Source organism: Sodaliphilus pleomorphus (assembly GCF_009676955.1).
GTDB classification, from domain to species: domain Bacteria; phylum Bacteroidota; class Bacteroidia; order Bacteroidales; family Muribaculaceae; genus Sodaliphilus; species Sodaliphilus pleomorphus.
Genome location: NZ_CP045696.1, coordinates 3,262,152 through 3,285,901, shown reverse-complemented (window position 1 = coordinate 3,285,901; position 23,750 = coordinate 3,262,152). Strand labels below are relative to the sequence as shown.

Annotated in this window: 23 protein-coding genes and 1 pseudogene; 11 read left to right on the top strand and 13 right to left on the bottom strand. The window is 50.0% G+C overall.

Annotated features, from left to right (window positions below):
• The first annotated feature begins 31 nt into the window (after positions 1-31).
• The 7 genes and pseudogenes from GF423_RS13785 to GF423_RS14395 all read left to right on the top strand — a co-directional run.
• Entirely contained in the window at positions 32-733 is a 702-nt protein-coding gene (locus tag GF423_RS13785) for a Crp/Fnr family transcriptional regulator (RefSeq protein ID WP_154328898.1), read from the top strand.
• Positions 734-766: 33 nt separating this feature from the next.
• Complete coding sequence (locus tag GF423_RS13780; protein WP_154328897.1) at positions 767-1,324, top strand: DUF4924 family protein; 558 nt, start codon at positions 767-769, stop codon at positions 1,322-1,324.
• A gap of 12 nt (positions 1,325-1,336) precedes the next feature.
• Entirely contained in the window at positions 1,337-2,209 is an 873-nt protein-coding gene (gene rfbD, locus GF423_RS13775) for a dTDP-4-dehydrorhamnose reductase (RefSeq protein ID WP_154328896.1), read from the top strand.
• Between the two features lie 24 nt (positions 2,210-2,233).
• On the top strand, positions 2,234-3,814 hold the full coding sequence (locus GF423_RS13770) for a peptide chain release factor 3 (RefSeq protein ID WP_154328895.1): 1,581 nt from the start codon (positions 2,234-2,236) through the stop codon (positions 3,812-3,814).
• A gap of 64 nt (positions 3,815-3,878) precedes the next feature.
• Positions 3,879-5,312 carry a RapZ C-terminal domain-containing protein gene (locus GF423_RS13765; RefSeq protein WP_154328894.1) on the top strand — a complete coding sequence of 478 codons (1,434 nt, stop codon included), beginning with the start codon at positions 3,879-3,881 and terminating at the stop codon, positions 5,310-5,312.
• 13 nt (positions 5,313-5,325) lie between these two features.
• Positions 5,326-6,084 carry a nucleotidyltransferase family protein gene (locus tag GF423_RS13760; protein ID WP_154328893.1) on the top strand — a complete coding sequence of 253 codons (759 nt, stop codon included), beginning with the start codon at positions 5,326-5,328 and terminating at the stop codon, positions 6,082-6,084.
• A 185-nt stretch (positions 6,085-6,269) separates the two neighbouring features.
• Positions 6,270-6,536 (top strand): annotated as a pseudogene (locus GF423_RS14395) (helix-turn-helix domain-containing protein); the annotation flags it as partial.
• Positions 6,537-6,720: 184 nt separating this feature from the next.
• On the opposite strand, the gene GF423_RS13750 reads toward GF423_RS14395, so the two are convergent.
• The 5 genes from GF423_RS13750 to GF423_RS13735 form a co-directional block, all read right to left on the bottom strand.
• The gene (locus GF423_RS13750) at positions 6,721-7,635 is read right to left on the bottom strand and encodes a glutaminase (RefSeq protein ID WP_154328892.1); all 915 of its coding nucleotides are present in this window, start codon (positions 7,633-7,635) and stop codon (positions 6,721-6,723) included.
• 183 nt (positions 7,636-7,818) lie between these two features.
• Positions 7,819-8,244, bottom strand: coding sequence for an NAD(P)-binding domain-containing protein (locus GF423_RS13745; RefSeq protein WP_154328891.1), 426 nt, complete (start codon positions 8,242-8,244; stop codon positions 7,819-7,821).
• Positions 8,245-8,503: 259 nt separating this feature from the next.
• A complete protein-coding gene (locus GF423_RS14390; RefSeq protein WP_394367036.1) occupies positions 8,504-8,923 on the bottom strand; it encodes a hypothetical protein in 420 nt (139 codons plus the stop codon).
• Positions 8,850-9,023, bottom strand: coding sequence for a hypothetical protein (locus tag GF423_RS14235; RefSeq protein ID WP_235911727.1), 174 nt, complete (start codon positions 9,021-9,023; stop codon positions 8,850-8,852). Before GF423_RS14235 ends, GF423_RS14390 begins: the two co-directional genes overlap by 74 nt.
• Before the next feature lie 243 nt (positions 9,024-9,266).
• Entirely contained in the window at positions 9,267-10,697 is a 1,431-nt protein-coding gene (locus GF423_RS13735) for a DUF4836 family protein (RefSeq protein ID WP_206113290.1), read from the bottom strand.
• A 253-nt stretch (positions 10,698-10,950) separates the two neighbouring features.
• Here GF423_RS13735 and GF423_RS13730 point away from each other — a divergent pair, with 253 nt between their 5' ends.
• Genes GF423_RS13730 through GF423_RS13720 form a run of 3 tightly spaced genes read left to right on the top strand, consistent with a single transcriptional unit; the run spans position 10,951 to position 13,089 of the window.
• Positions 10,951-11,175 carry a hypothetical protein gene (locus GF423_RS13730; protein ID WP_154328888.1) on the top strand — a complete coding sequence of 75 codons (225 nt, stop codon included), beginning with the start codon at positions 10,951-10,953 and terminating at the stop codon, positions 11,173-11,175.
• Positions 11,168-12,217, top strand: a complete 1,050-nt coding sequence (locus GF423_RS13725) for an agmatine deiminase family protein (protein ID WP_154328887.1) — start codon at positions 11,168-11,170, stop codon at positions 12,215-12,217. Before GF423_RS13730 ends, GF423_RS13725 begins: the two co-directional genes overlap by 8 nt.
• Positions 12,214-13,089, top strand: a complete 876-nt coding sequence (locus GF423_RS13720) for a carbon-nitrogen hydrolase (protein WP_154538270.1) — start codon at positions 12,214-12,216, stop codon at positions 13,087-13,089. The genes GF423_RS13725 and GF423_RS13720 overlap by 4 nt, the downstream gene beginning before the upstream one ends.
• Here the strand turns inward: GF423_RS13720 and GF423_RS13715 are convergent.
• Entirely contained in the window at positions 13,086-15,617 is a 2,532-nt protein-coding gene (locus tag GF423_RS13715; RefSeq protein ID WP_154328886.1) for a DUF5686 and carboxypeptidase-like regulatory domain-containing protein, read from the bottom strand. The two genes, GF423_RS13720 and GF423_RS13715, sit on opposite strands and share 4 nt — an antisense overlap.
• 144 nt (positions 15,618-15,761) lie before the next feature.
• On the opposite strand from GF423_RS13715, the gene GF423_RS13710 reads away from it, so the two are divergent.
• Positions 15,762-16,232: a CYTH domain-containing protein gene (locus tag GF423_RS13710; RefSeq protein ID WP_154328885.1), complete on the top strand. Its 471-nt coding sequence runs from the start codon at positions 15,762-15,764 to the stop codon at positions 16,230-16,232.
• On the opposite strand, the gene rlmD is transcribed toward GF423_RS13710, so the two are convergent.
• The 7 genes from rlmD to GF423_RS13675 form a co-directional block, all read right to left on the bottom strand.
• Entirely contained in the window at positions 16,215-17,627 is a 1,413-nt protein-coding gene (gene rlmD, locus GF423_RS13705) for a 23S rRNA (uracil(1939)-C(5))-methyltransferase RlmD (protein WP_154328884.1), read from the bottom strand. The two genes, GF423_RS13710 and rlmD, sit on opposite strands and share 18 nt — an antisense overlap.
• 151 nt (positions 17,628-17,778) lie before the next feature.
• Positions 17,779-18,195 carry a YolD-like family protein gene (locus GF423_RS13700; RefSeq protein ID WP_154328883.1) on the bottom strand — a complete coding sequence of 139 codons (417 nt, stop codon included), beginning with the start codon at positions 18,193-18,195 and terminating at the stop codon, positions 17,779-17,781.
• Entirely contained in the window at positions 18,192-19,709 is a 1,518-nt protein-coding gene (locus tag GF423_RS13695) for a Y-family DNA polymerase (protein ID WP_154328882.1), read from the bottom strand. Before GF423_RS13695 ends, GF423_RS13700 begins: the two co-directional genes overlap by 4 nt.
• A 151-nt stretch (positions 19,710-19,860) precedes the next feature.
• Entirely contained in the window at positions 19,861-21,405 is a 1,545-nt protein-coding gene (locus GF423_RS13690; protein ID WP_154328881.1) for a hypothetical protein, read from the bottom strand.
• 63 nt (positions 21,406-21,468) lie between these two features.
• Positions 21,469-22,587 (bottom strand): universal stress protein, encoded by a 1,119-nt coding sequence (locus GF423_RS13685; protein ID WP_154328880.1) that lies wholly within the window; start codon positions 22,585-22,587, stop codon positions 21,469-21,471.
• A 108-nt stretch (positions 22,588-22,695) separates the two neighbouring features.
• Positions 22,696-22,950, bottom strand: coding sequence for a DNA-binding protein (locus GF423_RS13680; RefSeq protein ID WP_154328879.1), 255 nt, complete (start codon positions 22,948-22,950; stop codon positions 22,696-22,698).
• A gap of 110 nt (positions 22,951-23,060) precedes the next feature.
• The gene (locus GF423_RS13675; protein WP_154328878.1) at positions 23,061-23,723 is read right to left on the bottom strand and encodes a phosphatase PAP2 family protein; all 663 of its coding nucleotides are present in this window, start codon (positions 23,721-23,723) and stop codon (positions 23,061-23,063) included.
• Positions 23,724-23,750 lie beyond the last annotated feature (27 nt).

Genomic DNA, 23,750 nt, shown 5'->3' with positions numbered 1-23,750 from the left:
TTGCATGTTTAATAACAATGTTATGTAGCAGATGATCAAAAAAAGCACGCTCGAAAAAATTGTAAACGAGGATTTGGCTGCAATATGGACGATTCTCACCCCCGAGGAGAAACACATTGTCGCAAACAATTTCAACGTACACACATTCAGTAAAAATCAAATCATATATGCCGAAAAAGACGAACCCATCTACTTGTGGTGCTTGCTTAAAGGCAAGGTCAAGCTCTTCAAAGACGGCATAGGCGGACGCCAGCAGATATTGCGTCTTTACCGCCCCATACAATATTTTGGCTATCGCGCTTACTTTGCCGAGGAGCCCTATGTGTCGAGCGCCGCAGCATTTGAACCATCTACTGTGGGTACCATTCCCATGCAGGTCGTGAAGGAAATCATCGACAGCAACACGGGACTGGCATGGTTTTTCATTCATGAGCTGTCGAAGCACCTGGGCGGCTCCGACACACGTATAGTGAACCTCACCCAAAAGCACATACGCGGCCGTCTTGCCGAGGCACTCACGGTGCTCATCGACAACTACGGCTACGAAGACGACGGCGAGACGCTCAAGATTTACATGGCTCGAGAAGACCTGGCCAACCTGTCGAACATGACAACAAGCAATGCCATACGCACCCTGTCGACATTTGCCCAAAAGAAAATCATCACTGTCGACGGCCGCCGCATCAAGATCATCAATGAGCCTGAACTGCGCCAAATAAGCAAATTTGGTTAAACGATCCAATCGTTCAATCATCATCAGTAACCAATGATTATAGCTCAAGCAAAAAGAAAAGAAAACATTGCCGAGTACTTGCTGTACATGTGGCAGGTGGAAGACACGATACGTGCCTATCACTTTGACATCGACGAAATCGACAAAAACATCATTTCGCGATTCCAGGTCGACGACGAAACAAAGGCAAAGATTAAAGACTGGTATGAGAACTTGATAAAGATGATGGAGCTTGAGCACGTGAAAGAGAAGGGACACCTCCAAATCAACAAAAACGTGCTCATCACTCTTACCGACCTGCACCTTCAATTGCTCAAGTCGCCCAAATATCCACAATATGCAGCACAGTACTATCAAACACTGCCCTTCATTGTGGAATTGCGGGCAAAAACCCCCGAAGCCCAACGCGTGGGTGAACTCGAGACCTGCTTCAATGCTCTCTACGGGGTGCTCATGCTCAAGTTGCAAGGCAAAAAAATAGGCAATGCCACGCAGACTGCTATCAACAACATTTCATATTTTATCGGGTTGCTGGCTGCCCTCTACAAGAAGAATGAGGAAAAGCCTTTGCTCGATGATGACATTAACTAACACTCACGCGCTATGTCAAAACATATATTAGTCACAGGCGCCAACGGCCAACTTGGCAACGAGATGAGAAACATTCTGACCCGCCGAGAGGATGTTGTCGCCTATTTCACCGACGTCAACGAGCTCGACATCACTTCTAAAGGCGATGTAGATTCGTTCTTCGACAATCACACAGTTGACTATTTGGTGAACTGTGCGGCCTACACCGCAGTCGACAAAGCCGAAGACGCCCCCGAGCTGTGTGCAAGGCTCAACGCCCATGCCGTGGCCTTGCTTGCCGAAGCTGCCCACAATCATGGTGCCAAGATGGTGCAAATCTCTACCGACTACGTATTCAATGGAGAGAACTTCAGGCCTTACCGCGAGGACGACGCGACATGCCCCGTCTCGGTGTACGGCGAGACAAAGCTCAAAGGAGAGAAACAACTCCTGGAGATTGCCCCCGACAGTGTAATACTGCGCACGGCGTGGCTGTATTCTCCCTACGGGCACAATTTTGTGAAAACAATGATCAATTTAGGCCATGAAAAAAAGCAGCTCAAGGTGATTTTTGACCAAGTGGGGACTCCCACCTATGCCAAGGACCTGGCCGCAGCAGTCATGATCGTCATTGATGCTCCCGCATGGCACAGCGGCATCTACCACTTCAGCGACGAGGGAGCTATCTCATGGTATGATTTTGCCCAGGCCATACACCGCCTGGCAGGTATCGAAACCTGCACAGTACTGCCCTGCCGCACCCAGGAGTACCCCACACGCGCTCACCGTCCTCACTACAGCGTGCTCGACAAGAGCAAGTTTAAAGCAACATTCAACACAGTAATTCCCTACTGGGTCGACAGCCTTGCCCACTGCATCGCACGCATCACAACTCATAACGAATAATCACATCTAACAATACAATACACAGTGGCCAATTTAACTGACGAAATCAAGAAACGACGCACATTTGCCATCATCTCGCACCCCGATGCCGGTAAAACGACACTTACCGAGAAGTTGCTACTCTTTGGCGGTGCAATACATGTAGCCGGTGCAGTCAAGTCCAACAAGATAAAGAAAACAGCGACAAGCGACTGGATGGAGATCGAAAAGCAACGCGGCATCTCGGTGGCAACATCGGTCATGGGCTTTGAATATGAAGGATTCAAAATCAACATTCTCGACACTCCAGGCCACCAGGACTTTGCCGAAGACACATTCAGAACACTCACAGCTGTCGACAGCGTGATCATTGTGATCGACGCAGCCAAGGGTGTTGAGCAACAAACAAGGAGACTAATGGAGGTGTGCCGCATGCGCAACACTCCCGTCATTATCTTTGTAAACAAAATGGACCGCGAGGGGCGCGACCCGTTCGACATTCTCGACGAACTCGAAAACGAGCTCAAGATCAAGGTGCGCCCGTTGAGCTGGCCCATCAACATGGGGGCAAAATTTAAAGGCGTGTACAACATTTATGAGCATGACTTGAGCCTGTTTAAGCCCGACAAGCAACATGTGACTGAACGCATGGAAATCAAAGACATCAACGACCCTCACATCGATGAGGTGGTGGGCAAAGACGATGCCCAAAAGCTGCGTGACGACATCGAGCTCATCGACGGTGTGTACCCCCCCTTCGACGAGCTCGACTATCTCGACGGCCACTTGGCTCCAGTATTCTTCGGCTCGGCGCTCAACACCTTTGGCGTGAAAGAATTGCTCGACTGCTTCATCCACATTGCCCCCTCGCCTCAGCCCACACAGGCCGTAGAGCGTGTGGTGGAACCTGGCGAAGAGAAGTTCACGGGCTTTGTGTTTAAGATACAAGCCAACATGGACCCCAACCACCGCAGCTGTATTGCCTTTGTGAAAGTGTGCTCGGGAGTGTTTCACCGCAATCAATACTACTATCACGTGCGTAGCGACAAGCAGATGCGCTTCACCGCCCCCACCGCTTTCATGGCACAGAAAAAAGAAATCATCGACGAGGTGTATCCCGGCGATGTCGTGGGTCTGCCCGACAACGGAGTGTTCAAGATAGGCGACACGCTCACCGAGGGTGAAAAAATTCACTTCAAGGGGCTGCCCAGCTTCTCGCCCGAGATGTTCAAGTATATTGAGAATACCGACCCGATGAAGACCAAGCAGCTCAACAAGGGCATCGAGCAGCTCATGGACGAAGGCGTGGCCCAGCTCTTTGTGAACCAGTTCAACAATCGCAAAATCATAGGCACCGTGGGGCAGCTGCAATTTGAAGTGATACAGTACAGATTGCTGCACGAGTATGGAGCAAGCTGCCGTTGGGAACCCGTGCACCTGTACAAAGCCTGCTGGATAGAGAGCGACGACGATGAGGCCCTCGAGGCATTCAAGCGCCGCAAGCACCAGTTCATGGCACTTGACCGCGAGGGGCGCGATGTGTTTCTGGCCGACAGCAGCTATGTGCTGTCGATTGCGCAACAGGACTTCCCCAAGATCAAATTCCACTTCACATCAGAATTTTAATAATTATGTTTGCGAGTATTCTCGTTTTAAATTAACTTTGCTCGTTCTTTAAATTTAAGAAAACATGAATTCTGACATTTTAAAAGAATTATACAAGAATGTAGTGGGCTCTTACCCAGTCGAAGTGATTGAGATGCCCGCATCGGGCTCCAACCGCCGATACTTCAGGCTCAAGGGCCAACGCTCAATCATAGGCGTGCTGGGAGAAATCAAGGAAGAAAACGAGGCTTTCCTCTACATGGACAAGCACTTTGTAGGCAAAGGGTTGCCAGTGCCCAGAGTTCTGGAAGCAAGCGACGACCACATGGCCTATATACAAGAGGACTTGGGCGACACCATATTGTTCAATTTCATGGAAAAGGGTCGCAAGACCCGTGTGTTCAGCGAAGACGAGAAGCAAATGCTCGCCAAGACCATCAAGGCATTGTGCAAGTTCCAATTTGTGGGTGCACAAGACATGGACTTCTCCCACTGCTACCCAGCCAGTGCTTTTGACGCGAGAAGCATATTTTGGGATTTGAACTATTTCAAATATTGTTTTTTGAAAGCCACCGGGCTGGAGTTTAACGAGGGGCAGCTCGAAGACGACTTCCACAAGCTGTGCGATGTGTTGCTGCGCAGTGGCAACTCCACCTTCATGTATCGCGATTTCCAATCGAGAAACGTGATGATAAAAGACGGAGAGCCGTGGTTCATCGACTTTCAAGGTGGCCGCAAGGGGCCTTTCTTCTACGATGTGGCATCGTTCTTGTGGCAGGCCAAAGCCAACTTCCCGCAAAGCCTGCGAGAGGAGCTCATACAAGTATATATCGAGGAATTAAAACAATACATGACTGTCGACAACGAGGCTTTCCACCGCCAGTTGCGGCATTTTGTCCTCTTCCGCACGTTACAGGTGCTGGGTGCCTATGGCTTCAGAGGTTACTTCGAGAAAAAACCTCATTTCATGCAGAGCGTGCCGTTTGCAATCAACAACCTGCGTGAACTGCTCAAGCACCCCTACGAAGAATACCCCTATCTCAACCAAGTGCTCAACAATCTTGTAAACATGTCGCAATTTACCGACGAGATACAAAAACACATGCTCACGGTGAAAGTCATGAGTTTTGCCTACAAGAAAGGCATCCCCAACGATGCCTCGGGCAATGGCGGCGGCTATGTGTTTGATTGCCGCGCATGCAACAACCCAGGCAAGTACGACCGCTACAAGCCCTATATAGGCCTCGACGAACCTGTAATAAAGTTTCTGGAAGACGACGGCGAGATTCTCACCTTCCTCGACCATTGCTATGCACTTGTCGACGCATCGGTAAAGCGCTATATCGAGCGGCGCTTCACCAACCTGATGGTGTGTTTTGGCTGCACGGGTGGCCAGCACCGATCGGTGTACTGCGCCCAGCACATGGCCGAGCACATACACAAGAAATTCAACGTGAAAGTAGAGCTCGTGCATCGCGAGCAGAATATAGAGCAGGTGTTCAGCCCTGCCCAAAAATGAGTTGCACACCCCCATGAAAGCAATGATTTTTGCCGCAGGTTTGGGAACACGCCTGCGGCCACTCACCAACGACCGCCCCAAGGCACTTGTGACCGTAGGCGGCAAGACCATGCTTGAGCGAGTAATCACTCACATAGCCGAGTCGGGCTTTGACGACATCACAATCAACATACACCATTTTGGCGACAAGATTGTGAAATTTCTTGAAGAAAAGAGCAATTTCGGGCTCAACATTCACATCAGCGACGAGCGCGACTTGCTGCTCGACACTGGCGGCGGCCTGCTCAAGGCAAGAAAATTTCTGGAAGGCGACGATGAGCCCTTTTTGGTTCACAATGCCGACATTCTGACCGATATCGACCTCAAGGCAATGTACGACTATGCCAAGCAGAGCGATACCCTATCGACCATTCTCGTGAAGCCCCGTGTCACACAACGGTACCTGCTGTTTGACAACACCAACCAGTTGCGGGGGTGGATCAACAAGAAAACAGGTGAAACCAAGCCCAAAGGTTTCAACTACAAGCCAGGAGAGTACAACGAGCTGGCATTTGGAGGCATTCACATGATTTCGCCCAAAATTTTTCCTTTGCTTGAGGACTATGCACGCGGAGAACGTGTGTTTTCAATCACCCCCTTCTATGTTGACGAGTGCGGCAAGCATGCCATTCATGGCTATCAACCCAGAGAAGACTACACCTGGCTTGATGTGGGCAAGCCCGATACACTTGCACAAGCCGAAAGCCTGTTTAACCTACATTGCAGCGGATGATTGCTAATTTCAATTAGAAGTGCAAAACTCTGTGGGGTGCATTAACCCATGAAAAACACCGCGGAGGTTTGCCTTGCGGCTGGGGGCGCGAAGCCCCCAAAGAGCATTTGCGGATAACTTAAGCAATACAAAAAAAGAGGAGAACCTTCGTTCCCCTCCCTAAGATTAATTAATTTTGTATTGCAATGTATAAACAATTAACCTCGGAGCAAAGATACACAATAAGTGTGCTACTCCAAAAGAAATTCTCACTTAGTTTCATAGCCGAGACTATTGGTGTGTCAGTAAGCACGGTTTCTCGTGAGCGAAGGCGTAATTCTAATGCTAAAGGCGTTTATGACGCACGTACGGCCGTATTGAAAGTCAAACGGCGTAAGGCAAGGACACCGGGCAATCGCCGTATCGCTCCCTATGTCCGCAGCCGTGTTTTTGAACTATTCCGAAGAAGACGGACTTTAGGGGTATTTCAAGGATATATGTCAAGAGCATTATCGAAAAATTAAACAACAGGCCAAGAAAGAAAAACGGATTTCGCAAGCCCAAAGACATGATTAAAGAAAAAATAGCCTAACTTTGCACTTGCTTATGGAATCCGCCCACATGAGCGAGTTCTATGCTAGAAAACACAATCCACTCTTAGAAAATAGACTCTTCCGTTTCGGTGGTGAGTAGTTCAAGTGCTTTCATTCCCATGACCGAATTGCCTTTCTCGTTGAGTCGCGGACTCCATACCGCTACGGAATAGCGGGATGGATAAATGGCGGCGATGCCTCCGCCCACACCGCTTTTTCCGGGTAGTCCTACAAGGTAGGAGAACTCGCCAGCCTCGTCGTAGAAGCCACAGGTCTGCATGATGGCATTGATTCTCTTCACTTGCGATGAGGTGAGGCTCACACCATGATAGTCGAACGACTGCCGATGGTTGGCAAAGGCCAGAAATGCCTGCGACAGTTCTTTGCAGCTCATTTCAACGGAGCAGGTGAGGAAATAGAAATGCAGAACGTCGGCGATGTCGTTGTCGATGTTGTGGTAGTACTTCAGCAGATTGGCAATGGCCGCATTGAGGTATCCTTGGCTTTCCTCAGAACGCACCACCACGTCATTGTAGTTGATGGTGTCGTTGTGGCTGATCTCGCGGATGAAGGCGATGTAGTCTTCGCGGGGATGTGAGAGGTGGCTGAGCAGAATGTCGGACATGACGATGGCCCCGGCATTGATGAAGGGATTACGTGGATAGCCTTTCTCAAGTTCTAGTTGTATGAGCGAGTTGAACGCAGTGCCCGATGGCTCTTTGTCCATGCGCAGCCATATATTATCGCCAAGGATGCTCATGCAGTAGGCAAGACTGAACACTTTAGAGATGCTCTGTATGGAGAAACGCGTGTCGGCTTGCCCCAGTGCATATTCATCGCCTTGCAGTGTGTTGATGCAGATGCCGAATTGGTCGGGGTCTACCGAGGCAAGAGCGGGAATGTAGTCGGCTTGCTTGCCCACTTGTGCATATGGACGGATGTCCATGTAAATATTCTCAAGTATTTGATGATAGTTCATGTCGAGGCAGATATTCAAATGTTTTCTTTTATTCATGCTTCTGGAATAATACCTTATTTATATATAGCGAAATAACACTGTTGCCAACAGAAGCAGAAAGATGGTCAGTGTCTCGGTATTTCATATTTGTTTCTGTTTGCTAAATTGGAATTTACTTGATTGAAATCACCCGATACATAAACATTACCTGACAAGTCTGAACCCCCAGTGCATAGTATTCAACTGTCCGAATACAGGAACCCAGAATGCACCTAACATTTCAGTGTAGTGAGACATGGAAATATCGCCCATGTCGAAAGTGTCTGTCCATCCAAAATCATGAAGGATTTCCCTGACTGCATCCTTTGCATTGCTATCGTTGCCGCAATAGAATCCTGTCGCAGGTTCTGATAACTCATTGGGGTTGTTCATCATCACACTTCCTTTGCTGATGACAAGCTCATCGCCGCGTTCCAGGGCAATCATCAGCTGTTTCCACAACTGACGGCTCTTCTCGTCAGCATCGTTCTCTACGACGATCTTCACACAGCCATACTCCTGCATCCACTGTCGGTCTTCCTCCAGTTTGTCATAGTGGGCGGCTGCCATGATGTAACCTATCTTTGCCATAATCAATATGTTGTTGGTTGTTGCAATTATGGTCGGATGGCCTTATTCTGTTATTTCAACTGCAAAGGTATGAAAATTTCTTGGATTGCAAATCATACTAATCATACTATTATACTTTTTTTATAAAAACCCATTGTTACAGCTAAAACGCCATAATCAATAAATAATCATACTTTTTGAGTATAATGTATAAAATACAATAAAGTTTAAATCAGACTGACACAACTTATGATTTTTATTCGTATCTTTGCACCGCAATTTAATCATATACGCCCATGAAAGAAAGACCGCAAACTATTGCTGTCCGATAAAACTTCAGATTTACAATTTCCCCCTCTGTAACTTGCTGTAAATGAGTTATCGACTTCTGATTTTCTAAATTGGTCCCCCTCATGTCTCCAAATAAGGAGTTCGCCCAAGATTCGTCAAGGATCTTTCGCCTCTTTTCGACGACTCTGACCCACTGTGCTTCCGGCACATTAAGAAAATCGTAGAGACCGATGTAGGAGTTTATCAGAATGTGGACTGATGTCATAAGATTTGACAGGCTCCATTTGCGCTTTACCTGTTTCTTTATGACCTGCATCAACAGCCATGCAATCATACTAACCCATATCTGGATCCGCATAGCATTCTGATTGTCTCCAAGTAAATACTTCAAGGGGAAGTTTTGCTTCAGACGTCGATAAAGCGTCTCTATCTGCCAGCGTCTTCGATACACCTCGCATATTGGCCTTGTGTTCCAATGCCAGTTCATTCACTTTTTGCTTGTCGATCATTTTTACCACCTCTCCAAAGACTGGAAGTCCAGAAAATCCGTGGTATACCCAAAGCCACCCTCAAAAAAATGCCAATACTGAGAATCAATCAGTTACATGAGACATATCTGCAATGTGGGTTAAATAAACACGACTCCAAAGTTACAACACGACACTACATAAACAACGGGGGCTCTCTTGACCGAGCCCCCGTTGTTGTATACTGCGACGTTGCTGTGCGCGCGCTATCGCGAGCCCTGCCCGTCAGTAAGTGTCGACGTAGTCATCATCGTCGTAGGTCTGAACGGGATCCATTGTACACAAAATCTCGATAAAGGTCAATGCAGGAATGTCGTGCTCATGCGCTGTGTAGAACAAACCATCGCCCTGGGTGGCATTTTTGAAGCCGAAGTTGAAAAACCCCTTGGTACTGTCTACATCCGACTGCACATAAAACCCTATGGGCGATGAAGCAAAACGGTCTTTCAAGTCGGCCGAAGAATCGTAAAAGCTACCTTCCACCAACTCGTGGTCGAGACGGGTCACACACACAGTCGAGCCCTCGGCCCACACCAGAACGGGCATGCCCTGGTAGTTGAAAAGATGCTTGCCGTCTTTCAGCATGTCGGGCTGTCCCATCTCGTCGGCAAATTTCACAATAGACTTCACCACAAGCTGGGGATGTGTCGACTTAAATGCAATGGCCATGTTCCAGTCGTCGATAAAAGTGGCATTGCTGTCGCCAGCAAGAAAGCTTGGAGCCATGGCAAAAGCTATGGGACCATCGATCGACCTTACAATGCCCCGCACATCGAGTTTGTCCATCGAGGGCAAGTTGCTCAACAGGTTGATGCTCTTCCTTATTTGGTCAAGCTGTACAAACTTCTCACCCTTCACACTCACCGAGAAGAGGTATTTCATCGAGCTGGGAATACCCTTGAGAAACTCATTGTCGGGCTTGGCAAGTGTTGCACTCAACAAGGTGACGTAGTCGCTGTGGGCATCGGCCTTGATTTGCGCAGTGCAACTGGCGCCATTATCCTCAAATTTCATTCCCATCACAAAGGCCTTGATATCAGAGTCGGTAATAATCGACAAGAATGGATATTGCTGCATGGCATTCTTGAAACTGGGTATTGCCTGCAACATAGCATTCAAGCCCTTTATGTCGAAGTAAGCATTGATGTCGTTGTCACGGTCGATACAATCTTTTATGTCGTCGACATCGCGAATGCTGCGCTGCGTCTTGCTGAAGATGAGCCTTGCTGCATCGGTACGCGCTTTCTCGTCGGCCACATAGTTGTCACGACCTATCAGAAGCACATCGTCGTCGATGACAAACGAGTAGGCCTGATAACCTAAGTAATCCACATCGTCTACTTGCTTGAATTTACCGCCAGTGCGATATTCCAAAAGTTGCTTGGCCGCATCGGCATCGTCGAGTGTAGCCAGACACACATACCTAAAAGTACCCTGGCTGTAGAAGAAATACACATTGTCGCCAAAATCCAGTCCCGATTTGGGCAGGTCGCTCATCACTTCGCTCATGAGCGATCCGTCGTGCTTGTCGATGACGCTTTTGAGCTGGTCAGGTAGAACACAGTCACCACCCTTGTCGAGCTTCGCCTTTTTGATGAAATTAGGCACCTTGATGCATATTACACCTGTGGCGTTGCTTGGAATCATCTTCTCCATGTTTCGGTTGTCGCTGCAAGATGTTGCAACCAAAAGTATCAGTACTCCTAATAGTATTTTAATGACAGAATTCATCGTTGTGTTAATTTATGTTGAATTGTCGCTGCAAAGTTAGCACTATTATTTAATAAAGCGCAAAAAACATTACACAATTGAGTGTAAATTTTACATGTGATTCATTGTGAATTTGACAGAATTTCTTAAATTTGGCCTGATTAAAGTAACAACAAAACGGTCTTACAATATTTTCATCATGAATGACATTTCCGACATATTAAGGACTCTGCTTGATCAGTTGAGCATTGCAAGCAAGGTCGATGCAGAATTCGCCAACATGCTTGAGTGTGACGACACGTTGAAAGGCGACTATGAAGAGTGGTGCGAAGCCAATGGATATGATTTAAAAACAGGGTACAAAGATTATATCGACGAGCTCATCGACTCACGTGACTCGATATGGGAAAATTTAAATGAATAACATAAATAAAGACATCAATCTACCTGCCGAATGGGTGGCACAAGATGCCATTCTCATTGCGTGGCCCCATGCCGCCACCGACTGGGACTACATCCTGGAAGAAACTGTAGCATGCTACAAGCAGATAGCCAGGCACATCCTGGATTGTGAGGACTTAATTGTGGTTACACCCAACGTGGAGCAGGCAAAGGCCGACATGGCTGGCATAATGGCCCATGCACCACACCAGGTGCACTTTTATTGCATCGACACCAACGACACATGGGCCCGTGACTTTGGTCCCGTGACCGTGAGTGTCGACGGGCACACGACGGCCATCGACTTCAAGTTTAACGCCTGGGGCATGAAATATGCCGCCGACAAAGACAATCAAATTGTGCGGCAGCTTGACGCACACCACATTTTCAACCAGCCGGTAGTAGACTGCCACGACTTCGTGCTTGAAGGAGGCTCAATAGAGAGCGATGGCAACGGCACATTGATGACAACCACAAGCTGCCTGCTTGCCTGCAACCGCAACGAGAAAATGCAGCTGCCCGACATCGAGCAGTATCTGAAAGCCACTCTCGGCGCCAAGCACATCATCTGGCTCAAGCACGGCATGGTTGCAGGCGACGACACCGACGGGCACATCGACACGCTCGCAAGGTTTGCCCCTGGCAATGTCATCGTGTACAACGGCGCTGGAGACCAGCATGATGCCCAGGCACGCAGTCTCGACGAGATGAAAAAAGAGCTGGCAGCAGCCCGCAACAGCGAGGGACAACCCTATCGGCTCGTTGAGTTGCCCCTTCCGCGCCCCATTTATGACGAGAAAGGCTGTCGCCTGCCTGCCACCTATGCCAATTTTCTGGTTACCAACGGGCAGGTACTTGTGCCCACCTACAACCAAGAAGACATCGACACCAAAGCTCTCGAAACATTACAGCAAGCCTTCCCCGGCCGCACAGCTACAGGTATCGATTGCACCTCACTCATCAAGCAACACGGGTCGCTGCATTGCGTGACGATGCAGATTCCGCACAACACATTGAAATTATGAAATTAGGTATCATACAACAACACAACATTGCCGACGTTGACAGCAACCGCAAGCGTTTAATCGAAAAGATAGAAAAACTGGCAGCAGCAGGGGCCGAACTCATTGTATTGCAAGAGCTTCACAACTCTCTTTACTTTTGCCAAACCGAAGATGTGAACTGCTTCGACCTGGCCGAGCCCATACCAGGCTGCAGCACCCAGGCCTACTCGGCCGTGGCACGGCAATGCCATATCGTGCTGGTCGCCTCTCTGTTTGAGAAGAGAGCCGCAGGACTGTATCACAACACTGCTGTAGTGTTTGAAAAAGACGGAAGCATAGCAGGCATGTATCGAAAAATGCACATCCCCGACGACCCTGCCTACTACGAAAAATTCTATTTCACCCCCGGCGACTTAGGATTTACCCCTATCGACACATCGGTGGGCCGGCTGGGTGTGATGGTGTGCTGGGACCAGTGGTATCCCGAGGCAGCACGCCTCATGGCAATGAAAGGTGCCGAGATGCTCATCTACCCCACCGCCATAGGCTATGAAAGCAGCGACCCCGTCGAAGAGCAGCAGCGGCAGCGAGAGGCTTGGATCACCGTGCAACGTGGCCATGCCGTGGCCAACGGCATCCCTCTTGTAGCCGTCAACCGCGTGGGGCATGAAGAAGACCCCTCGCATGCCACCCATGGCATAGATTTCTGGGGCAGCAGTTTCATTGCAGGGCCTCAGGGCGAATTGCTGTATCAAGCTCCCCAAGACCAGGAAACCGAGCAAGTGATCGACATCGACATGAAACGATGCGAAAACGTGAGGCGCTGGTGGCCTTTCCTGAGAGACCGCCGTTGTGAAGCCTACGGCGGCATCACGAGCCGCTATCTCGACTAAAAGGCAAAATGCAGACTCACGCGCAGCCCCTGCCTGTCGACGCCCTTCACATTGCGGTAAGTCAACCGCCACACCCAGTCGACACGCAGAAAGGTGAGGATATTGTCGAGCCCAACGCCAATTTCCATGTAGGGCTTTGACCCAAGCCCTACTGTGTGGGCACGCTCGGGAAACCGGTACAAGTCTTGATTACGCACGGGGTCGTTCTTCTTCAGCAGCGAGCCGTAAATGCCACGGAACGACACCACCTCGCGCAGTTTCAACCGCTTGAGCAACGGCACATAATTCATGATAGCTCCATTCATCCAATAGGTCACATCCCACTGCACGTTTTGGTCGGTGACATATTCCATGGCATTGAGCAGCGAGAAACTTTCGGGCTGTATCGTGTAGGTGATATTGGCATTGGGATACAACAATTCAGGATAAGGCACGCGGCTCCATATTTTGGCTCCCTTCAGAATAATATCGGTATACCCCCAAGCCGAAAACCAAAAACGCTTCTGCAAGCCTATCTCGGTTTTGTTGATTTCAAAGTTGTTACCCACAAAATGCTTGGGCATGTAGGTGTGCTTCAATGTGACAATGGGGTTGTCGATATTGATGGGAAAGCGATAGCTGCGCGTCTGGTAGAACTTTTCTCCAGGAGCATAGCGCAAGGTCACGCTGAATCCGGCCTCGTGATAATGGGCAAAGCTGCGTCCATTGCCATCAACGAAAGGAAGCAAGTGGCTTGCTTCATGCATGTCGTGTTCAATCGCGGCTGCCACCGAAAAGCCGTTGGGCAGTTCCAGCTTGTATTCGAGCTGATTCAGGCGCAGATAGTTGATTTTGTCATCACGATGACGACGTATCATCAACACTGCATTGTCTTGACTAGTGTACAGATAGTTCTGACCTATTTTGTCGAGATCATAGGAGGTGGTGAACTTGATAGAATGTATGGGGAACTCCATGCTGTGATACCGCTTCTTGTTGAAGGAATACTCAAGATTGAAGCTGTATTTCACCTTTTTATCCTTGAAACCGTAGGCCACATGCCACCTGCTGAACCAGTGAGGGTTGAGATGGGCCGTCGTCATGCCGCCCACACGCATGCGGAAGCCCTCAAGCTCATTGCTATTGATAAAAGTGTTGAGTGCACCGAAGTCAAACTTACTGGGATTTCCCGTTGCGACATAGCCCTGGGCCAGCGTAGTGATGCATTTTTCGCCCCAATAGAAAAGTTTGGAGCTGCGCAATTTCTTCATCAAGGCATGCATGTAGCCCTCGTCGTGCTTGATGCCAGCCGGCCGGGCAGCGACCCAGAAGGCCTTGTCGTGACGATCGGCTCCATGAGCCACGATCTGCTCGCCGCCCATGTCAAAGATGGCCATGTCACGAGGCTGAGCTGTAGAAAAATTGGAATAAAAGGTGTTACGACGCGCATAGAGGCCTTGTGTGTTGGTCAACACCTTAAACTCGATGGTGACATCGTCGTGTGTCTTGTGGCGGCACCCGTCATCGCCTTTCACAAACTCTTGAGTCACATACACGTGCTCCACATAGTTCAAATTGATGCGACGAGGTATGTTCATCGACAGTTTTTTGAGAAACATCGACGTGTCGTCGACAGCAAAATACATGCGGCCAATAAATCCAAACGACTCGGTGTTGAAGGGCACAAAATCGAGTTCAACACATTTCACACCTTCAACATCAACCGTGTCGACAAGGTAATACTTGTAGAAATTGGGGCCTATCTTAGACAGAGGGCTTACAAAGCGGTTCTGCATGAAATTGATGTCGTTGCCATAGATATTGATTTCACGGAAAGCATCGTCCATAAATTTCTTGATGCTCATGTAGTCAAAGTCCTCGTCAAAGCCTGCATGCTGTCGCGCAGTGATGAGCTGCTTGTGAGTAGAAGGTGACTTGCGAAAATAATCGGTGCTCACGGTCTCGTTGAGCGAGACGGGCAAAATCATCTTTCCGGTGACCTCGCTTGAATCGAGGTACTCGACAGCCCCTTTGAAGGAACGCATTATCAGGTTCTTGTCGACATGCCCCAGGTCGTTGAGGCCAAAAGTCATTTGTTCATATTTGTCATAACTGTAATATGGCTTTTCAAAGGGGTCCTGATCCTTCATGTGGCTACGCACTTTCTCGATAAAGGCCACAGCCGGATTCCCTTTCTTCACATAGTGCTCGCGATGCTTTCTTATGACCACCTCGTCGAGCGTGCGTGTCGATGATTCCATATTCAAAATCACCCCACGGTCGCCTGCCTTGAGCTCAAATTCCCTGGTTTTGTAATTCACAGCCTGCACCCTTATTGTGGCCCACGCCGTGGGCACTGCAACAGTGAACTTACCATCCACACTGCATATCACGCCCTGCCGTGTGCCCTTGACATAGACCGAGGCATAAGGAATGGGCTGATTCTCCAGGCTGTCTTTCACGATGCCCGTGATGTAGGCCGACTGGCAATAAACCTGCTGAACTATTATAATCAAGAAGAGTGCTAAACTCCAAAATCTCTTTGTCATCTAATCTTTTTAGCTGCATTTTTGGGTACACAATTGGCCCAAAAGAAGTAAATTTGCAATGAAACGCAAAGTTAGGCAATTTATGCGTTTCATCATGCGTCGAGAAGCGACGATTATTGGCAATTTATTGTTTTTTTACAGAAAATGGCAACCGAGATCGAACACAAGTATTTGGTCACCGACTACTCCTATCAATCGATGGCAACCGAAAGTCACGAGATTGTGCAAGGCTACATCTCAAGAGAGAGCGGTCGCACAGTGCGCGTGCGCACAGTCGACAACACAGCCTTTCTCACCATCAAGGGAGCATGCAAAGGCATGTCGCGCCCTGAGTTTGAATACAATATTCCCATTGATGACGCCCGGCAACTGCTCAAGTTGTGCCCAGGCCCTGTCATCACCAAGACACGCTCGATTGTGATTTATGAAGGCGAAAGGTGGGAAATCGACACCTTCCACGGCCAGCTCGAAGGCCTGGTCACCGCCGAGCTTGAAGTGCCTAACGAGAATCACACCTTCAACCTGCCACCCTTTGTGGGCAGGGAGGTGACAGGCGACCATCGGTTTGCCAACAGCCAGCTCACCACCTACGATGCACTAAAACCGGCGCTCTAAAGCCACCACATTCTCGACGTGCTGCGTGTGGGGAAACATGTCGACAGGCTGAATCTCCACCACCTTGTATTTGGCATCGAGCAGTTGCAAGTCTCTTGCCTGAGTGGCCGGATTGCAACTCACATAGACCATGCGCTTGGGCTCGGCATTCAAGATCACATTCACTACATCTTGATGCATGCCGGCACGAGGTGGGTCGATAATCATCACATCGGGCACACCGTGCTGAGCAATAAAATCGTCGGTGAGCACATCTTTCATGTCGCCCGCCACAAAGTAGGTATTGTCGATGCCATTTACCTCGCTGTTGAGCTTAGCATCGGCAATTGCCTCTGGCACATACTCGATGCCAATCACCTTGCGCGCCTGTCGCGACACAAAGTTGGCTATGGTACCCGTGCCCGTATAGAGATCATAGACGAGCTCGTCGCCTGTGAGCCGTGCCATGCGGCGAGCCACCTTGTAGAGCTCGTAGGCCTGTCGTGAATTGGTTTGATAAAACGACTTGGGGCCGACTCTGAACTTGAGACCCTCCATTTCCTCCTCGATATACTCCTTGCCGTAATCAAGCACAAAAGTCTGGTCGCCCAGCGAGTCATTTCTCTTGGTGTTCACAACGTGCATCAAGCTGGTGATTGAAGGGAAACGCTCATGCACAGCATTCATCACATCGGCAATTGCACTGTCGTCGTGCTCGCCAAAAACGACGACAAGCATGAGCTGCCCGGTAGAGGCCACCCTGATCATCATCATGCGCATGAGACCGGTGTTGTTGCGCATGTCAAAGAAAGTGTAGCCCTTGCTCAGTGCATATTGCTTGACAAAGAGCCTCAACTGGTTGTTGATGTCATCCATGAGCCAGCACTTTTTGATGTCGAGCACCTTGTTGTAGCCATTGGGAATGTGAAAGCCCACGGCATTGCGGTCGGGGAACTGCTCCCCACTGTGCAGCTGCTCGGTAGTGAGCCATTCCTTGTCGCTAAAAGTGAACTCGAGCTTGTTGCGATAGGCCGTAGTGCATTGCGAGCCCAAGATGGGATTGACTTGAGGCAGGTCGACCTTGGCAATGCGCTCAAGTGCATCGACTACTTGCTGCTGCTTGTATTTAAGCTGATACTCATAGGGGATGTGCTGGAACTTGCAACCGCCACACACCCCGAAGTGCTCGCAAAACGGCTGGATCCTTATTTCGCTCGGTTTCACGAGATTCACGATGTGACCCTCGGCAAAACTATGCTTCTTACGGTCGATTTTCACATCGGCCACATCGCCAGGTGCCCCATATGGGATAAACACCACCATATCGTTCCACCTTGCCAGGCTTTTGCCCTCGGCAGCTATCTTAGTTATTTCAAGCCCTTCAACTACAGGCAACTCTTTGCGTTTTCTACTCAATGCTTCTAATATTTTTTTGGTGCTACAAAATTAGGCAAAATTTGTGAAAATATACACTCGCACTATGGGAAACGACACATGTGTCCTGATTTTTGGACCCTTTCAACTCTATGACAGCTTGTGCATGCACAGCGACACACTTGCCGCCCAGTCACAACTGCAACAGCGACGACGACACGTCGAGCACATCTTGCAGGGAAATCTCGATGCGGCTGTCGAGCACGAGCACACGCCTCACATCGTCGACTTTGGTCAGCTTGCCAGTCAACGTGCAATAGCGGCCTCCGCGCTTCTTCTTGTCGGCCACAAAGTAGGTCACAGTCAGTTGAGGGCCACAATCAATGTGCTCGCGCAGCAAGGCCAGCTTGCGGTCGAGCAACTCTCGTGCATTCTCGTCAAGACACACCTGTGTATCGGTAAATCGAGCTGCCTCGGCGATGGCCTCGTCATAACCTGTGAGCGCTGCAAAGGGGGCAAACTGTGCGGCTCTCGACAACAAGGGCATGGGCTTGTACACAGCCGATACGTGGTGAGGCAAATTGATGATATCGTCGTAATCGTCGGTCATGCCTTGTGTCCTCCTATCTGCAAGTTTCGCTCACGCATGGTAGCTCCGTCCTTGAAATTCAATCCGCTCAAGATTGCATTTTTACCGAATTTGCGCTTAATGTCGAGCACTGTCTCCTGCATTTTACGTTCCTTGGCAAGCCAGCGCTTCTGAGCCGTCTTGTGGTGCACGATGGCTTCATAGTCGGTAAATAGCTCAAGCTGGGCCGGCTGGTTGTCGTGCTGTGCTGCCAACGACTCATCGACCACATGCCCAGCCACGAGATAGAGCCGGCGCACCAGCAAGCGGGGATCGACGATGCGGTGAAACAATTGCGATGTAGCCTCTCTCAACGCCTTGGCCGAAGATGTGAGACTCTGCAGGCGCACCGCGCCATGAGCTGGTTTGGGCGCAAGGCGGCCATAGTGGTCGAAGACCACAGTGCCCATGTGAGTGACTGCTCCATCCAGGGGCATGGTCAAGTTCTGACTGTCGTAGCCAATGGTGAGGCCTATATCGCAAGTCACCAAGTGCTTGGCCACCAAGTCGAGGGCCATGGCGTCGGCCATCTCGCAAGCTACCACAAGAGCCTTGTCGAAGTCGTAGGCACATTGCAGCACCTGCCCGCTGCTCAACGAGTGAGCTTCGGGTTGGTAGGCCTTGATGTGAGCCATGGTGCAAGGTTCCCATCCCCAAGCATGGTCAATAAGCAACTCGGCATTGACACCGAAAAGGCGATAAAGCGTTTCTTCGTTGTCGATCGAGAAGCGAGCCAGCTTTCCCATCGTGTCGATACCCAAGCTGGCGAGCCGATTGGCGATGCCATGCCCCACACGCCAGAAACTCGTGAGTGGCTTGAAGTCCCACAATTTGCGCCTATATGTCATCTCGTCGAGCTCGGCAATGCGCACGCCACGCTCATCGGGTGCAATGTGCTTTGCTTCGATATCCATGGCCACCTTGCACAGGTAGAGGTTAGGGCCAATGCCCGCTGTGGCGGTGATGCCTGTGTCGCGCAACACATCGTGAATCAAGGTCTGAGCCAGCTCATGCGCCGTCATCTTGTAGGTCTCCAAGTATTGCGTAGCATCGATAAATACCTCGTCGATTGAATACACGTGAATGTCGTCGGGAGCAATACGCCTGAGATAAATCTGATAAATCCGGCTGCTGCACGCAATGTAGTGCGACATGCGGGGCGGAGCCACGATATAGTCAAGAGCCCAGTCGGGATGCTTGTCGAGCTCGGCAACAAAGGCCGATCGCCCGGTGAGACGATGCTCGGGCGATTGCTGCAAGCGTGCATAATTGATTTTCCTCACTTGCTGCACGACTTCAAACAAGCGTGCACGGCCCGCTATGCCGTAGGCCTTGAGCGAGGGAGAAACAGCCAGGCATATCGTTTTCTCGGTGCGGCTGGAGTCGGCCACAACCAAGTGGGTCGTCAGCGGGTCGAGTCCACGTTCGCGGCACTCGACCGAAGCGTAAAACGACTTCAGGTCGATAGCAATGTAGGTGTGTGTGCGTTCTGTCATGATGTTTTTCTTTACTTTGTATTATAAGTGCACTGCAAAGGTAATCATTTTAGGCTACCTAATGAAACGGCCTATCGTCCTCTTCGCGGTCAAAACAAGCTATCTCACGCTTCACAGCCGCAGTGCAGTATTAAAAAACGCACTATAGCCGTCATTCAGAATAGGCACGCGTGATGGTGAGCCGAGGCTTGCCGTCGAGCCGTGCCGATGCACGGGTCCACAACCCATTGCCGTTGAGGGTGTAATCATAGGTCCACACATAGGTCTTGCCCCTGTTTTGCGAGACAATCTGAGTGGGGAAAGCCCCGTCGTATTTCACAAACTTGAGCGACACGTCGCCTGTGGTCTCACTGCGTATCTTGCCACTACGGTAACTTGCCACATGACGGCGGCCTTTGCCATCAATCTCGACACGGCCGGTGAGACGACCGGTAGCATCGTAGCTGCAACTCATGCTCGTACCGTCGCCACAGCGCACCTTGGTGATATGGCCATTGGATGTGTTGTAGGTACACTCATACTTGAATGTTTTTTTGCCCACCGATTTCGACAAGGGATAGAACCCCTTTACGGCATCATACCCGTAGGTATAGCGGGTGGTGGCCTTGGTGCGACCGTCGTACACCTGCTCGAGCAAGCCTTGCTTGTTGAACACGTAACGGTTCACAAACCGTGAGCCCGAGGCATCGACAACCGTCTCCTCTACCCTGCCCGTAGCACCACCGAATCCCAGTTTTAAACTCAAGAAACGATAACTGTGGGTGGGCAAGTTTATCAAGTTGTCGTAGACGGTGAAAATCTTGTTGTCCATGTCGCGACGGTTGCTGGCAACATAGGCATCAAGCTCGGCAAGTGTCACGGTGCGCGAGAGCAACCTTGCGTCATCTACTCGCTTAAGGCTGGCACGGGCCTGCGACACGCGGTCTTCGGCACCAGGCACATACTGGTAGTCGGCTATAAACTTTTTCCAGCCAGCCGAGGTGTTGGCCTTGCACGCGTCGTCGTAGTCAAACTTCATGGCTCGCTGCTTGGCTTTGCCGACAAGGGGCGACTCGGGATAGTTGCGCAAGAACTCGCGGCAACCCGCAGCTGTCGTGCATGTGTTGTCAAACTCGAGTGCTGCCAGCTGGTTGCGCGCCTCGTTGTAGCCGGCGTCGGAGGGATCGAGCACCTCGATGAGCTTGCTGTAGGCCTCGACCGTGCCCATGCGCCTGGTGTCGATCATGAGCTGCTTTATCACCATGCGGCGTATCATGTCGACCGAAAGCCCTATTTCTTCGTCGGCAAGAAACACGTTGGCCTTGTCGATGCCCACTCCTGTGACATAGACATTGCGCACGGTAGTCATTGCCTGCCAGGGGTCACGCTTCAACGCCACAGTTGTTTCTGAGCCAGCAGGACGAGCCTCAAACATGGCCTGAGCCAAGTCGTAGAGCGGATAGAGTGCATCAACACAAGACTGGCGGTTGCCGCTCTTGTCGATGAGTTTACCCAATGCCATATACTCGGTCCAGGCTCGATTGAAATCTCCCTTGGAGAGTGCACTGAGCGTGCTGCGCATCTTGAGCGCATAGGCCGACTTGGGGTTCTTGTAAAAGGGAGCCACCTTGGCCGTCGAGGCCTGGGCAGATGTAGTTGTCGTGATTGTAGATGCCGCAACAATGGCGGCAAACATGAAATAAAAGAAACGTTTCATGATGTGTTGTTTCAAAATATCGTGTGTTGTATTATCGTGTGTTATTATAAAAAAATTTCCCCTTTACACTGGCACCACAATCATGGGCACATCGCTCTGGAAGAGCACCTTGTGAGCAATACTCGGGTTGAACAGACGGCTCACGATGTTGCGCTTCCTGTTGGGCACAGCAATGAGGTCGACATGACTATCGGTCATATACTGCTGCAAAGCCACGAGGTCGTCGTCGAGCGTGATGGGCTCAAGCCTGAAGCGACACTGCGTGTAGTGCTCGGTGCAATACTGCATGAGTTGCGACGTGGCCTTTTCAAGATAGGCAGCATCTTTCTTTTCAACTACTGGGATGATGCTTATGTCAAGGCCGTTTATATCGAGCAGACGGGTAAACGTGTCGAACGACAAGATGTCTTGCGGATTGAGATTGCTGAAAAACGCCACATGCCTCACCTGAGAAAGGTCGGAGAGAGCCATGTTTTCGGGAACGGTAAACACCGGAAACTTTGCCTCGTCGACCACCTCGGCCGTAACGCTGCCTATGGCGGCATGCTCCTGCTGGTGGGCGCCGTGAGTGCCCATCACGATGAGCGGAGTGTCGATCTTCTGGGCATACTGCAACACGCATTGTTCAGGAAGCCCTTCGCTGATGATGGTATCAAAGGGAACATTGGCAACCTCGCCGCGCATGATGTTTTTTTCGAGTTGAGACTTGAAGTTTTTCATCTTCAATGTGGCAGCGGCACGCATGGTCTTGTCATCCTGGTCGCCATTGCCATAGAGGTCGCTGCCGAATGGCAAGAAAAAGCGATGACTCTCACTGGAGAAGGCATGCATCACCACGACTTGGCCAGCAATGCGCTTGGCATAGGCAAAGCCTATCTTGCAGGCCTTGAGCGAGTAGCCACTGAAGTCAACCGGAACCAGGACTTTGCCCATCGACCGATGCTGCTTCTTGCCCCTGGGCAGTACCGTTTCACTCTCCACCACCTTCAATGCCAGAGGCAGGTCTTTCTCGTGAATGCGCACCCGCACTCCCGTCGAGACCAAAGGTTCTTGCAGATTGACATTGTGCAGCACAGCTGGCACGCCAGCCTCGGCAAGCTGCCTCTTGAGCATAACAGCACGGTCGTAGGAGTGGATGGCCAGTGTTATGAGTCTGTTGGGATCGTTAGTGCTTTGTGCCATTAAAAACAAAATTTTATTATAAAACTAAAAAAAGCATGGAACTCTGTTCCCGTTTTTGTTTCCAGGCGGGAGGTGTTCCATGCATTCTATGACATCGACCAGAGTGACTCAGACTTTTTTCTTTTCGAGTATTTCCTGAGCCATATCCAATATTTTGGTATCGTCGAGAATTACATATCCTCCGTCGGGCCCTGGTTCTATGTGCACGCCCATGTTGGTGCCATATTCATAATTGGAACCACCGAAATAGTTTCTCACTGATTGAACCGTCATGTTCAACTTATCGGCAATCACATGTATTGAACCCGCGGGCAGGCTGTCCTTGATACGGCGAAGTTCGTTGAAAGAAATGGTCTTTGGCATGATTGAATATCTTTTTAGTTAGTTAATGATTTAAATTTAAATTAGTGCTATAAAATTAGTAAGAAAGTTGCGATAAACAAAACTTTTCTACCATTATTTTCAAGCAAATCTCACCCAAAAGCAGCAATTATTGCTATTATCAACACATTACAAAGCACCGAACCTGCCACGACCTGTGCATCGCAGGCATTGAAAAGCCGACGCGGGCCGCCATAGTCATACTTGCCTTGCAGCCAGCGCCACAAGGCATATACCAGCCATCCTGCACCCAGACCCACAACGATGCCTCCCAAAATGTCGCCAGGGAAATGCACGCCCAGGTAGATGCGACTATAACTCACGAGCAGGGCCCACAACATCAAGGATATCGTGGCCCAGCGGTTGCGCAAGAACAGTGAAACAAGCAATGCAACCCCAAAGTTATTGGCAGCATGACTCGACACAAAGCCAAACTGGCCGCCAACATATCCGTTAACGGCGTGCACCATGCCCGCCAATGCCGGGTCATGCGACGGGCGCAATCGCTCAACCATGGGCTTGATGATGCTCGACGACACCTGGTCGGCCAGCAGCACAACGAGCGCAACGGCACCCAGTGCCACAAGCATCTGCTTCCACCCCTTGAGATACAACACATAGAGCAGTGCAAGCGCAATGAGCACACACGAGTACTTGGTACTCACCGTCCACATGAAGTTGTCGATATAGGGACAATGAGCGCTGTTGATGGCCATAAACAGCTGTGCATCGATTGATTTCAGATATTGAAGCATAAGAAAGAGATGTGATGAGGTTTCTGA

Bases quoted from the DNA above. Each gene is read 5' to 3' on its own strand.
- GF423_RS13785 (WP_154328898.1), top strand. From the start codon at position 32: ATGATCAAAAAAAGCACGCTCGAAAAAATTGTAAACGAGGATTTGGCT.
- GF423_RS13780 (WP_154328897.1), top strand. From the start codon at position 767: ATGATTATAGCTCAAGCAAAAAGAAAAGAAAACATTGCCGAGTACTTG.
- rfbD (WP_154328896.1), top strand. From the start codon at position 1,337: ATGTCAAAACATATATTAGTCACAGGCGCCAACGGCCAACTTGGCAAC.
- GF423_RS13765 (WP_154328894.1), top strand. From the start codon at position 3,879: ATGAATTCTGACATTTTAAAAGAATTATACAAGAATGTAGTGGGCTCT.
- GF423_RS13760 (WP_154328893.1), top strand. From the start codon at position 5,326: ATGAAAGCAATGATTTTTGCCGCAGGTTTGGGAACACGCCTGCGGCCA.
- GF423_RS13750 (WP_154328892.1), bottom strand. From the start codon at position 7,635: ATGAACTATCATCAAATACTTGAGAATATTTACATGGACATCCGTCCA.
- GF423_RS13745 (WP_154328891.1), bottom strand. From the start codon at position 8,244: ATGGCAAAGATAGGTTACATCATGGCAGCCGCCCACTATGACAAACTG.
- GF423_RS14235 (WP_235911727.1), bottom strand. From the start codon at position 9,023: ATGATCGACAAGCAAAAAGTGAATGAACTGGCATTGGAACACAAGGCC.
- GF423_RS13735 (WP_206113290.1), bottom strand. From the start codon at position 10,697: ATGGAGAAGATGATTCCAAGCAACGCCACAGGTGTAATATGCATCAAG.
- GF423_RS13730 (WP_154328888.1), top strand. From the start codon at position 10,951: ATGAATGACATTTCCGACATATTAAGGACTCTGCTTGATCAGTTGAGC.
- GF423_RS13725 (WP_154328887.1), top strand. From the start codon at position 11,168: ATGAATAACATAAATAAAGACATCAATCTACCTGCCGAATGGGTGGCA.
- GF423_RS13720 (WP_154538270.1), top strand. From the start codon at position 12,214: ATGAAATTAGGTATCATACAACAACACAACATTGCCGACGTTGACAGC.
- GF423_RS13715 (WP_154328886.1), bottom strand. From the start codon at position 15,617: ATGACAAAGAGATTTTGGAGTTTAGCACTCTTCTTGATTATAATAGTT.
- GF423_RS13710 (WP_154328885.1), top strand. From the start codon at position 15,762: ATGGCAACCGAGATCGAACACAAGTATTTGGTCACCGACTACTCCTAT.
- GF423_RS13700 (WP_154328883.1), bottom strand. From the start codon at position 18,195: ATGACCGACGATTACGACGATATCATCAATTTGCCTCACCACGTATCG.
- GF423_RS13695 (WP_154328882.1), bottom strand. From the start codon at position 19,709: ATGACAGAACGCACACACACCTACATTGCTATCGACCTGAAGTCGTTT.
- GF423_RS13690 (WP_154328881.1), bottom strand. From the start codon at position 21,405: ATGAAACGTTTCTTTTATTTCATGTTTGCCGCCATTGTTGCGGCATCT.
- GF423_RS13685 (WP_154328880.1), bottom strand. From the start codon at position 22,587: ATGGCACAAAGCACTAACGATCCCAACAGACTCATAACACTGGCCATC.
- GF423_RS13680 (WP_154328879.1), bottom strand. From the start codon at position 22,950: ATGCCAAAGACCATTTCTTTCAACGAACTTCGCCGTATCAAGGACAGC.
- GF423_RS13675 (WP_154328878.1), bottom strand. From the start codon at position 23,723: ATGCTTCAATATCTGAAATCAATCGATGCACAGCTGTTTATGGCCATC.